The organism is Acidiphilium sp. PM, from assembly GCF_000219295.1.
Classification (GTDB): Bacteria; Pseudomonadota; Alphaproteobacteria; order Acetobacterales; family Acetobacteraceae; genus Acidiphilium; species Acidiphilium multivorum.
Window position 1 is genome coordinate 1 of record NZ_AFPR01000460.1, and the last position, 11,747, is coordinate 11,747.

The 11,747-nt window shown below is 69.6% G+C and carries 11 protein-coding genes; 3 read left to right on the top strand and 8 right to left on the bottom strand.

Going from position 1 to position 11,747, the window contains the following annotated elements:
- Nucleotides 1–65 precede the first annotated feature (65 nt).
- From APM_RS13820 to APM_RS13840, 5 genes are read right to left on the bottom strand one after another with little or no spacing between them, the layout of a single operon-like run.
- Nucleotides 66–752: a 3-oxoacid CoA-transferase subunit A gene (locus tag APM_RS13820; RefSeq protein ID WP_007423984.1), complete on the bottom strand. Its 687-nt coding sequence runs from the start codon at nucleotides 750–752 to the stop codon at nucleotides 66–68.
- Between the two features lie 4 nt (nucleotides 753–756).
- The gene (pcaF, locus tag APM_RS13825) at nucleotides 757–1,959 is read right to left on the bottom strand and encodes a 3-oxoadipyl-CoA thiolase (RefSeq protein ID WP_007423986.1); all 1,203 of its coding nucleotides are present in this window, start codon (nucleotides 1,957–1,959) and stop codon (nucleotides 757–759) included.
- A gap of 20 nt (nucleotides 1,960–1,979) precedes the next feature.
- Nucleotides 1,980–2,501, bottom strand: coding sequence for a protocatechuate 3,4-dioxygenase subunit alpha (pcaG, locus tag APM_RS13830; RefSeq protein WP_007423985.1), 522 nt, complete (start codon nucleotides 2,499–2,501; stop codon nucleotides 1,980–1,982).
- A gap of 3 nt (nucleotides 2,502–2,504) precedes the next feature.
- Entirely contained in the window at nucleotides 2,505–3,209 is a 705-nt protein-coding gene (gene pcaH / locus APM_RS13835) for a protocatechuate 3,4-dioxygenase subunit beta (RefSeq protein WP_007423987.1), read from the bottom strand.
- Nucleotides 3,206–4,402, bottom strand: coding sequence for a 4-hydroxybenzoate 3-monooxygenase (locus tag APM_RS13840; RefSeq protein ID WP_007423988.1), 1,197 nt, complete (start codon nucleotides 4,400–4,402; stop codon nucleotides 3,206–3,208). The genes pcaH and APM_RS13840 overlap by 4 nt, the downstream gene beginning before the upstream one ends.
- A gap of 302 nt (nucleotides 4,403–4,704) precedes the next feature.
- Between APM_RS13840 and katG the strand changes: the two genes are divergently transcribed.
- Nucleotides 4,705–6,891 carry a catalase/peroxidase HPI gene (gene katG, locus APM_RS13845; protein WP_007423989.1) on the top strand — a complete coding sequence of 729 codons (2,187 nt, stop codon included), beginning with the start codon at nucleotides 4,705–4,707 and terminating at the stop codon, nucleotides 6,889–6,891.
- A 49-nt stretch (nucleotides 6,892–6,940) separates the two neighbouring features.
- Here the strand turns inward: katG and APM_RS13850 are convergent, their stop codons facing one another.
- From APM_RS13850 to APM_RS13860, 3 genes are read right to left on the bottom strand one after another with little or no spacing between them, the layout of a single operon-like run.
- Nucleotides 6,941–7,933 carry an ABC transporter permease gene (locus APM_RS13850; RefSeq protein ID WP_007423990.1) on the bottom strand — a complete coding sequence of 331 codons (993 nt, stop codon included), beginning with the start codon at nucleotides 7,931–7,933 and terminating at the stop codon, nucleotides 6,941–6,943.
- A gap of 16 nt (nucleotides 7,934–7,949) precedes the next feature.
- Complete coding sequence (locus APM_RS13855; protein ID WP_007423991.1) at nucleotides 7,950–8,969, bottom strand: substrate-binding domain-containing protein; 1,020 nt, start codon at nucleotides 8,967–8,969, stop codon at nucleotides 7,950–7,952.
- Entirely contained in the window at nucleotides 8,966–9,745 is a 780-nt protein-coding gene (locus APM_RS13860) for an ATP-binding cassette domain-containing protein (protein ID WP_007423993.1), read from the bottom strand. The genes APM_RS13855 and APM_RS13860 overlap by 4 nt, the downstream gene beginning before the upstream one ends.
- A gap of 282 nt (nucleotides 9,746–10,027) precedes the next feature.
- On the opposite strand from APM_RS13860, the gene APM_RS13865 reads away from it, so the two are divergent.
- Both APM_RS13865 and APM_RS13870 read left to right on the top strand, forming a co-directional pair.
- The gene (locus APM_RS13865) at nucleotides 10,028–10,780 is read left to right on the top strand and encodes an SDR family oxidoreductase (RefSeq protein ID WP_007423992.1); all 753 of its coding nucleotides are present in this window, start codon (nucleotides 10,028–10,030) and stop codon (nucleotides 10,778–10,780) included.
- Entirely contained in the window at nucleotides 10,780–11,598 is an 819-nt protein-coding gene (locus APM_RS13870; protein WP_007423994.1) for an amidohydrolase, read from the top strand. Before APM_RS13865 ends, APM_RS13870 begins: the two co-directional genes overlap by 1 nt.
- Nucleotides 11,599–11,747: the final 149 nt, after the last annotated feature.

Sequence of the window (11,747 nt, forward strand, 5' to 3'; positions counted from 1 at the left end):
GTCCGCCGCCACCCGCGCGGCCATCTCCGCGCGCGACCAGCCCCGCCGCATCACCGTCCCCTCCATCACGTAGCCTCCCCTTCCATCGGCTCCGGCACCAGCACCACCCGGTCGACGAACACGCCGGGCGTCACGATCCGGTCCGGATCCAGCGCGCCGAGCTCGACCCGCCGGTGCACGCTCGCCACCGTCACCTTCGCCGCCCCCGCCATGATCTGGTTGAAGTTGCGCCCCGCCCGCCGGAACGTCAGGTTCCCCCACCGGTCCGCCGCCCAGGCCTCGATCAGCGCGAAATCCGCCTCGATCGCGTATTCCAGAACGCAGTCCCGCCCGTTGATCCGCCGCGTCTCCTTCCCCGCCGCAAGCTCCGTCCCCGCCGAAGTCGGCGTGAAGAAGGCCGGAATCCCGGCATTCGCGGCGCGGATCCGCTCCGCCAGCGTGCCCTGCGGCACCAGTTCCAGCTCGATCTTCCCCGCCTCGTACAGTTCGTCGAACGCCGTCCGCCGGCTCGCCCGCGGATAGGAGCAGATCACCCTGGCAATCGCCCCGCGCTCGATCAGCTTCGGCATCCCGCCGAAATCACCGCCCGCGTTGTTGGCGATCAGCGTCAACCCCCGCAGGTTGCGCGCCGCCAGCGCGTCGACCAGCGCGTTCGGCTGCCCCACCGCGCCGAACCCGCCCACCATGATCGCGGCGCCATCGCCGATCCCCTCCAGCGCCGCCTCGACCGAGGCCACGAACTTGTCGATCATCGCCTCACACCCGCTCGATCAGCACTGCGATGCCCTGGCCGACACCGATGCACATCGTCGCGATCGCCAGCCTGCCGCCCCGCGCCTCCAGCGCCCGCAGTGCCGTGCCCGCCAGCCGCGCCCCCGACGCGCCCAGCGGATGCCCCAGCGCGATCGCCCCGCCATGCGGGTTGACCCGCGGGTCGTCATCCGCAAGCCCGAGATCCCGCGTCACCGCCAGCGCCTGCGCCGCGAAGGCCTCGTTCAGCTCGATCACGTCCACCGCGTCCAGCGAAACCCCGGTCCGCGCCAGCAGCTTCCTCACCGCCGGCGCCGGCCCCATGCCCATGATCCGCGGCGGCACACCCGCCGTCGCCATGCCGACCACGCGCCCGCGCGGCGTCAGCCCATGCGCCTGCGCCGCCGCCGCCGAGGCGAGGATCAGCGCCGCCGCCCCGTCATTCACCCCCGACGCATTGCCCGCCGTCACCGTGCCGGGCTCGCGGAACGGCGTGCTCAGCCTGGCCAGCCCCTCCAGCGTCGTCTCCGGCCGCGGATGCTCGTCGGTGTCGACCACCGTGTCACCCTTGCGGCCGCGAATGGTCACCGGGGTGATCTCGCCGGCGAAGAAGCCGGCCTCGGCCGCCGCCTGGCACTTGCGCTGGCTCGCCAGCGCGAACCCGTCCTGGTCCGCCCGCGAGATGTTGAAATCGGCGGCGACGTTCTCCGCCGTCTCCGGCATCGCGTCGACCCCGTATTGCGCCTTCATCAGCGGGTTGACGAAGCGCCAGCCGATCGTCGTGTCATACACCGCGTTCGACCGGTCGAACGCCGCCCCAGCCTTCGGCATCACGAAGGGCGCGCGGGTCATGCTCTCCACCCCGCCGGCGATCGCCACCCCCGCCTCGCCCAGCCGGATCGCCCGCGCCGCACTCCCCACCGCATCCAGCCCGGAGCCGCACAGCCGGTTGACCGTCGCCCCCGGCACGCTCTCCGGCAGCCCCGCCAGCAGCAGCGCCATCCGCGCCACGTTCCGGTTATCCTCGCCCGCCTGGTTCGCACAGCCGAACAGCACCTCGTCCACCGCCGCCGGATCGAGCCCCGCCGCCCGCGCCATCACCCCGCGGATCGCCACCGCCGCCAGATCGTCCGCGCGAACCGCTGAAAGCGTCCCGCCATAACGCCCAAACGGCGTCCGCACATACTCGCAAATAAAGGCCTCGGTCATGGATGCGCTGCTTCCCTTGTTCAAAAGTCCAGAAATACCGTCTCGCCCTCGCCCTGCAGCACGATGTCGCGCCGCCAGACGCCGGGCGAGGTCTCGTCCGCCACCAGCGTGTCGCGCCGCGCCGCCGGCACCAGGCTCAGCACCGGGTCGGTCGCGTTCAGCGCATCCCCGGCGAAATAGATCCGCGTGAAAAGCGGCCGCAGCAGGCCGCGCGCATGCAGCGCCAGGCCGCAATGCGGCGCCTGCTGCGCGTTCGCCCCGCGCGGCCCGGGCAGCGGGCCCGGCATCACGGTGGCGAAGCGGAACCGGCCCTCCGAATCCGCCGCCACCCGGCCATAGCCGGGAAACACCGCATCCCGCGCGGGCGAGGCCTGGAACAGCTCCACCGCCGCGTCGGCCACCGCCGCCCCCGCGCCATCGGTGATCCTTCCCTCGATCACGATCCGCGCGCCGGCGGCGCCGAACCGCGTCAGATCCCACCAGTCCGGCTGGTCGATCAGGTGCCAGAACGGCCCGATCGTCTGCTGCGCCGACATCTCCATCCCTCACCCCTCCATCGGCGTGGCGGCGCGGCCGCGCAGCACGATGTCGAACCGATAGCCGAGCGCCCGCCCCGGCTCGGTGACGCCGATATCGAACGCCGCCACCAGCCGCGCCCGCGCCGCCGCGTCCGGTACCGCGTGGAAGATCGGGTCGAGTTCGAGCAACGGATCGCCGGGGAAATACATCTGCGTGATCAGGCGCGCGGCGAACCCGGCGCCGAACAGCGAGAAATGGATGTGATTCGGCCGCCACGCATTGGCGTGGTTCCCCCAGGGATAGGCGCCCGGCTTGACCGTAACGAAGCGGTAGCGCCCCTCGTCATCGGTGAACACGCGCCCGGCGCCGCGGAAATGCGGGTCGAGCGGCGCGTCATGCGTATCGCCCTTGTGGTTGTAGCGCCCCGCGGCATTCGCCTGCCAGATCTCGACCATGCTGCGCGGCACCGGCCGCCCGGCCTCGTCCAGCACCCGCCCGGTGACGATGATCCGCTCGCCCATCGCCTCGTGCCCGTCATTCACGGCGAGATTGTCGGTCGGCGCGAAGCGCGATGGCTCGAAGACCGGCCCGGTCGTCTCGGTCAGCGTCTGCGGAATCGCCACCGGCATCTCGCGCGGCGCGCGCAGCGCCGTGCTGCGATAATCCGGCGCCGAGAGCGGCGGCTGCGCGCTGCGCGACGGCGCGATCCCGTCGGCTTCGGTCTCGTTCATGGCACCCCCTCCGGCACGGCGAAGGGCAGGCCGACATAATTCTCGGCCAGCGCGGTCTGCCCCGCCTCCGACTGCGTATAATACTCCAGCTCGGCGTGCTGCATCCGCCGGTCGAACCCGGTATGCGTGTCGAACCGGTGCATCATCGAGGTCATCCACCAGGAGAACCGCTCGACCTTCCACACCCGGTCCAGCGCCGCCGCGCCATAGCCGGCGAGCGCGCCGGCCTCGCCCCGCGCCCAGCGGACGATGGCGCCGGCCAGCAGCGCGGCATCGGCGATCGCGGCGTTCAGACCCTTTGCTCCGGTCGGCGGCACGATATGCGCGGCATCGCCGGCGAGGAACAGCCGCCCCGCCTGCATCGGCTCGACGACATAGGAGCGCATCGCCGTGATCCCCTTCTGGATCACCGGCCCGGTGTTCAGGCTGAACCCCGGATGATCGAGCCGGCGCGCCAGCTCGTCCCAGATCCGCTGGTCCGGCCAGTCCTCCAGCCGCTCCTCCATGCCGCATTGGATGTAGAGCCGGCTGACCGTGGCCGACCGCATCGACAGCAGCGCGAACCCGTTCGGATGATTGGCGTAGATCAGCTCGTCCTTCGAGGGCGGCGCTTCCGCGAGAATGCCGAGCCAGCCGAACGGATAGACCCGGTCGTATTCGCGCGCCGCCGCCGCCGGCAGCGCGGCGCGGCCGGCGCCATGAAACCCGTCGCAGGCGGCGACGATATCGCAGTCGAGGCGGTGCTCGGCGCCGTCATGCCGATAGACGATCGCCGGCCGCGCCGTCCCGATCCCCTCGATCGCCGCGCATTCCGCCTCGAAGACGATCGGCAGCCCCGCCGCCACCCGCGCCCCGATCAGGTCGCGCACCACCTCGTGCTGGCTGTAGAGCATCACATGGCGGCCGGTCAGCCGCGCGAAGTCGATCCGGTGCAGCGCGCCGTCGAACAGCAGGTTGGTGCCGTCATGGCGAAAGCCGATCGTGTCCATCCGCGCCCCGAGCCCGGTCGCGCGGAGCAGTTCGGCCACGTCGTGTTCAAGGATTCCGGCGCGGATCCGATGCTCGACATGATGGCGGGACTGCCGCTCCAGCACGACGCTGTCGATCCCCGCCCGGGCCAGCAGATGCGCGAGCATCAGCCCCGCCGGCCCCGCGCCGATGATGCCGACCCTCGTCCTCGTTTCCATCGCCATTCGCCCTCCCGCCTCGCCGCCGGTCTTCCGGCCGGTCGCGGTGCGCCGCCGTTTGTGCGGCAGACGCACACTGGAAACACCAACGCACAGCCGGTATACCGCGCCGCCGCACCGCCGCAAGCCGTTTTCGTTGCTGCACCGCGGCAATTCCGCGCCGTCCCGCCGCACTCCGAGACGAACTGTTTCACGTTGATTGCAATAGGTTTCACCTATTGTTCCATTCCATAAAATGGATTTGACCGATCGGAATCGAGTCGCTACCCCGGGCGGACAGGCATCCCAGGCAATCAACGGAGGAAGACTTGTCGACAGAAGCGAAATGCCCCGTCACCGGCGGCGCGACCCGGTCAAGCTCGGCCGGCATCCAGTCCAATGCCGACTGGTGGCCCAACCAGATCAATCTCGGCATGCTGCACCAGCACTCGGCGCTGTCGAACCCGATGGATCCGGATTTCGATTACGCCGCGGAATTCAAGACCCTCGACCTCGATGCGGTGATCGCCGACCTGAAGGCGCTGATGACCGATTCGCAGGACTGGTGGCCGGCCGATTTCGGCCATTATGGCCCGCTCTTCGTCCGCATGGCCTGGCACGCGGCGGGCACCTACCGCATCGGTGACGGCCGCGGCGGCGCCGGCGCCGGCCAGCAGCGCTTCGCTCCGCTGAACAGCTGGCCCGACAACGCCAATCTCGACAAGGCCCGCCGCCTGCTCTGGCCGGTCAAGCAGAAATACGGCCGCAAGATCTCCTGGGCCGATCTCATGGTCCTCGCGGGCAACGTCGCCCTCGAATCGATGGGCTTCAAGACCTTCGGCTTCGGCGCCGGCCGCGTCGACACCTGGGAGCCCGACCAGGGCATCTACTGGGGCCCGGAGACGACCTGGCTCGACGACAAGCGCTACAGCGGCGACCGCGACCTCGAAAACCCGCTCGCCGCCGTGCAGATGGGCCTCATCTACGTCAACCCCGAAGGCCCCAACGGCAAGCCCGATCCGGTGGCCGCGGCGCGCGACATCCGCGAGACCTTCGCCCGCATGGCGATGAACGACGAGGAAACCGTCGCCCTGATCGCCGGCGGCCACACCTTCGGCAAGACCCATGGCGCCGGCGACGCCGCCCTGGTCGGCCCCGAGCCGGAAGCCGCGCCGATCGAGCAGCAGGGACTTGGCTGGATCAGCAGCTACGGCACCGGCAAGGGCAGCGATGCCATCACCGGCGGCCCGGAAGTCACCTGGACGCAGACGCCCACGCAGTGGAGCAACTTCTATTTCGACAACCTGTTCAACTACGAATGGGAGCTGACCAAGAGCCCCGCCGGCGCCTGGCAGTGGGTCGCGAAGGACGCGGGTGACGTCATCCCCGATGCGTTCGACGCCGCGAAGAAGCACCGCCCGACCATGCTCACCACCGACCTGTCGATGCGCATGGACCCGGCCTACGAGAAGATCTCGCGCCGCTTCCACCAGAATCCGGACGAGTTCGCCGATGCCTTCGCCCGCGCCTGGTTCAAGCTCACCCATCGCGACATGGGGCCGGTCTCGCGCTATCTCGGCAAGCTGGTTCCGGCCGAGCACCTGATCTGGCAGGACCCGGTTCCCGCGGTGGACCACAAGCTGATCGACGCGGCCGATATCGCGGCGCTGAAGGCGAAGCTTCTCGCCACCGGCATCGCGCCCACCCGCCTCGCGCTCACCGCCTGGGCCTCGGCGGCGACCTTCCGCGGCTCGGACAAGCGCGGCGGCGCCAACGGCGCGCGCATCCGCCTCGCCCCGCAGAAGGACTGGGCGGCGAACGAGCCGGCCGAACTCGCCAAGGTGCTCGCCGCGCTCGAAAAGGTGCAGGCCGAGTTCAACGCGGCGGCGACCGGCGGCAAGAAGGTCTCGCTGGCCGACCTGATCGTGCTCGGCGGCTGTGCGGCGATCGAGGCGGCGGCGAAGGCGGCCGGCCATGACGTCACCGTGCCCTTCACCCCCGGCCGCACCGACGCGACCGAGGCGCAGACCGACGTGGCCTCCTTCGCGGTGCTGGAGCCGAAGGCCGACGGCTTCCGCAACTATCTCGGCAAGGGCGATCCGCGCGCGCCGGAGGAACAGCTGATCGACCGCGCCCAGCTGATGACGCTGACGGCCCCGGAAATGACCGCGCTGATCGGCGGCATGCGCGCCCTCGGCGCCAATGTCGGCGGGGCGAAGCACGGCGTCTTCACCACCCGCCCCGGCGCGCTGACGAACGACTTCTTCGTCAACCTGCTCGATATGAACATGAGCTGGCACCCCGCCGCCGAGCCCGGCGTCTACGAGCTGCGCGACCGCAAGAGCGGGGCGGTGAAGTGGACGGCAACGCGGGTGGATCTCGTGTTCGGCTCGAACTCCCAGCTCCGCGCGCTCGCCGAGGTCTACGGCACGCAGGACGGCGAGGCCGCCTTCGTGAAGGACTTCGTCGCCGCCTGGACCAAGGTCATGGAGCTCGACCGCTTCGACCTCGCCTGACCGCCTGCCCGACCGGCCGGATGCCCGCATCCGGCCGGCGGCTTTCAGCTCAGCGCAGCCGCCGCCGCAGATTGTCGACATAGACGGCGCCGACCACCACGATCCCGAGAATCACCTGCTCGACATAGGGTGAAATCCCCGCCAGCTGCGTGCCGTTCTTCAGGATCGTCATCAGCAGCGCGCCGAGGATGCTGCCGAGGATCGTCCCCACCCCGCCGAACAGCGACCCGCCGCCGATCACCACCGCGGCGATCGCATAGAGTTCGTAATTCGCCCCCGAGGTCGGCTGCGCCGCCGCCGTGTAGGCAAGATAGATCACGCCGGCGAGCGACGAGACGATCCCGCCGAACACATAGACCAGCAGCAGATGCCGCGGCACGTTGATGCCCACCCGGCGCGCCGCCTCGGCATTGCTGCCGATCGCCAGCGTGTAGCGGCCGAACCGCGTCTTGTTCAGCAGATAGGCCGAGAACAGCGCGAGCAGCACCGCGATCCACGCCATGTTGGGAAAGCCCAGCACGGTGCCTTGCGAAATCTCCTGGAACCCGTTCGGCAGGCCGAACACCGGCGTGCCGTTGGTGGTCAGCAGCGCCGCGCCGAGTGCGACCGCGAGCATGCCCAGCGTCGCGATGAAGGGCGGCACGCCGAGCACGACCACCGACAGTCCGATGATCGCGCCGATCACCGCCCCCAGCGCCAGCGTCAGCACGATCGCCACCCCGGACGACATGTGCGCATCGACGATCGCGATCGCGCAGATCATCGACGACAGCGCGACCACCGAGCCCTGCGAGATGTCGATCCCGGCGGTCGCGATGATGAAGGTCTGCCCCGTCGCCAGGATCGCGATCACCGCGACCTGCTGGGCGATGTGGAACCAGTTTCCCCCGCTCAGGAAGCGGGGGTTCAGCACGCCGAACGCGACGACCAGCACCACGATGCTGATCAGCGCGAAGGCGATCTGGCGGACGAAGCGCCACAGCATGCGCCCGCGCGGAATGGTCTCGACGTCGAGCGCGGCTGTTCGTGCCTGCTGGTCCATCGTCCGCCAGTCTCCCTCAGCCCGCGGGGTTATACTTGGGCGCGTACTGGCGGATCGCCGCCGTCGCCTGGCTGGAGCCGAGATTCTTCGGCGTCAGCAGGAAATACGGCGTGTTGATCCGCTTCGGCAGCGTCTTGCCGTCGAGCTTGTCGAGCAGCGCGACCACCGCGTAATAGCCCATGTCGTAGGGCGATTGCAGGATCGAGGCCTGGATGATCCCCGCCTTGACCAGCGCGATCTCGCCAAGATCGGCATCGAACCCGACGACCTTCACCTTGGCGTGCGCGCGCTGCACCGCCTCGGCCGGGCCGAGCGCCGCGCGGTCGTTCGCGCCGAAGATCACCTTGAGATGCGGGTATTGCGTAAGCATCGTGGTCGCGATCCGCAGCCCGGCGCTGACGTCGTTGTTGGAATACTGGATCGGCCCCATCTTCTTGATGTGCGGATAGGACTTCATCCCGAGCATGAAGCCTTTCGGCCGGGCGATTCCGGTCGAGGCGGTGTGGTTGAAGTCGACGATCGCATACTGTCCCTTGCCGCCCATCAGGTGGTCGGCCGTATATTTCGCGAGCGCCGCCGCGGCCCCGACATTCGAGGTGGCGAGGAAGCAGTCCGAAATGTTGGGCGACAGGCCGGAATCGACCGTCACCACCGGAATGTGATGCGCGAGTGCCGACTTCACCGGCTTGAGCAGCGCCTGCGGATTCTGCGCGGCGAGGATGATGCCGTCAGTGCCGCCTGTCACCGCGTTATTGACCATGCCGATCTGCCCGGCGAGGTCGGTGCCGCTGGCCGGCGCCTCGAAGGCGACCGAAACGCCGAACTTCTTCGCCGCCGCGTCCGCCCCCTCGCGCACCGCGAGCCAGTAGGGCGAGGCGTTGGATTTCGTGATGAGCGTGAAATGATAATGCTTCGCCGGCTTGGCCGGCACCGGCAGCGAATGAACGGTGGGCGCGGCCGCCATGGCCGGCGCCGCCGCCATGCCGCCGAGCAGCGCGACCGCCGCGGCACCGAGCAATGTCTTGCGTAGTTTCATGGATGTTCCCTTTCGGCTTCGTTGGTTTCGGCATCCGCATAGCCGGTCATGTAGCGGATCAGTTCGGTCTGCGACGTCTCGGCCGAGCGCGCGTCGAACACCTTGCGCCCGCGATACATCACCATCACCCGGTCGCAGACCTTGAGGATCTCGACGAGGTTGTGGCCGATGAACAGCACGCCGATCCCCTCGCCGGCGAGCTGCCGCGCCATCTTCAGCACGTTCTCGGTTTCCATCACGGCGAGGGCCGCCGTCGGCTCGTCCATGATGACCACCTTCGCCCGCCAGTAGAGCGCGCGCGCGATCGCCACCGCCTGGCGCTGCCCGCCGGAAAGGTCGAGCACCCGCGTCATCGGATCGGGAATGTGGCTTTCGATCCGCGCCAGCAGGGCGGCGATCTCGCCATGGATCTTCCGCTCGTCGAGCATCGGCACCAGGCCCATGAAGCGCCGCATCGGCTCGCGGCCGAGAAAGATGTTGGCGCCCACATCGAGATGATCGGCAAGCGCGAGGTCCTGGTAGATCGTCTCGATCCCCGCATTGCGCGCATCGCGCGGCGAGCGGAACGACATCTCCTCGCCGCCGAGCCGGATCGAGCCGGAATCGGCCCGGTGCACGCCGGAAATCACCTTCATCAGGGTGGACTTGCCGGCCCCGTTGTCGCCGACCACGCCAAGCACCTCGCCTGGGGCCACTTCGAGCGACACGTCGCGCAGCACCTCGACCGCGCCGAACCGCTTGTCGACGCCGCGCACCTCAAGGGCGGGCACGCTCATGCCGAGATCTCCGTTCCGACCGGCGCGCCCGTTCCGGGGTCGTTCGCTCGCATCGTTGTTCCTCCCCTTCGCCGAAGGCGTCCGCCATCGGCCATTGGGGTGCAGAATATCGATATGCAGCAATGCTGACAAGCGGGCCGCCGCCGCCGGCGCCTCACCATCGCGGCATCGCGCGCCGGCTTGCGCGGCCCGCGGCCGGTTGATAGCGTCCGCGCCGGCGATGCCGATTTCGTTTCTATACAACAACGATATCTGGCACGACCCGCAGGGAAGGGAGCAGCAATGGAGCTTGGGCTCAAGGGAAAGATCGTCATCGTCACAGGCGGTGCCTCGGGAATCGGCGCCGCGGTGGTGGACACGCTGGCCGGCGCCGGTGCCGTGCCGGTGGTGCTCGACCGCACCGCAGCACCCGGCGAGCATCACCGCCTCGACCTGACCGATGCCGCCGCCTGCGCCGGGGCCATCGCCGCCATCGCCGCGCGCCACGGCCGGATCGACGGGCTGGTGAACAATGCCGGCGTGAACGATCGCGCCGGGCTTGGCGGCACGCTCGATGCAGCACTCGAAGCCTTCCGCGCCTCGCTCGAACGCAATCTCGTGCAGTGCTTCACCCTGATGCATCTCTGCCTGCCGCATCTGCGCCAGTCGCGCGGCGCGGTGGTGAACATCGCCTCCAAGGTCGCCCTCACCGGCCAGGGCGGCACCAGCGGCTATGCCGCGGCCAAGGGCGGCCTGCTCGGCCTCACCCGCGAATGGGCCGCCGAACTCGCCGCCGATGGCATACGGGTCAACGCCGTCCTCCCCGCCGAGGTGGCCACGCCGATGTACGACCAGTGGCTGTCCGCCCAGCCCGACCCCGAGGCCCGCCGCGCCGCCATCACCCGCACCATCCCGCTCGGCGCGCGCATGACCACGCCGGCGGAAATCGCGGCGAGCGTCGTCTTCCTGCTCTCCGCCGCCGCCTCGCACGTCACCGGCCAGCATCACGTCGTCGATGGCGGCTATGTCCATCTCGACCGCGCGCTGACCGCCTGATGCGCATCGACTCCCACCTCCATCTCTGGTCGCCCGCCCGCGGCGACTATGGCTGGCTGACGCCGGACCTGCCGATCTGCCGCGAGATCACGCTCGACGAGGCCCGCCGCACCGCGACAGGGATCGACGCCGTCATCCTCGTCCAGGCTGCGCCCACTGAGGCGGAGACGCGCTTCCTGCTCGACATCGCCGCCCACGCCGGCGGCTTCGTCCGCGCAGTCGTCGGCTGGACCGATCTCGCAGCGGACGATGCGCCAGCCCGCATCGCCGCCCTCGCGGGCGAACCACGCCTCGCCGGCCTGCGCCCGATGCTGCAGGACATCGCCGATCCCGACTGGATCCTGCGCCCGGAGATCGAACCCGCCCTCGCGGCGATGGAACGCGCCGGCCTGGTGCTCGACCTGCTGGTCCGCCCCGCGCACCTGCCGCGCTGCGTCGAACTCGCGCGCCGGCATCCCGGCCTCGCCATGGTGCTCGACCACGCCGCCAAGCCGGCGATCGCCGAGCGCGGCCACGCCGCCTGGGCGGAGGCGCTGCACCACCTCGCCGCCGACTCGGCGATCGCCTGCAAGCTCTCCGGCCTCATCACCGAAGCGGCGCCTGGTGCCGGTTTCGACGCGCTCGCCCCCTATGCCCGCACCGTGTTCGACGCCTTCGGCGCGGACCGGATTCTCTGGGGCAGCGACTGGCCGGTGCTCACCCTCGCCGCCTCCTACGATGCCTGGCGCGGCGCGGCGGAAGCCCTCACCGGGATGATGGCGCCTGATGCGGTGGATGCGGTGTTCGGCGGCAACGCCGCGCGGATCTACCGGGGCTAGAGCATCATCCGATCAGATGGAGTCATCTGATCGGATAAAGATGCTCGATTTATCAGCATGATAGAGCACTACATCCGATCCAAAAGGATCGGAAAGTGCTCTAAGCGCGGCTCACGCCTCGTCGGCGATCAGCGCGCCGCGCGTCAGCA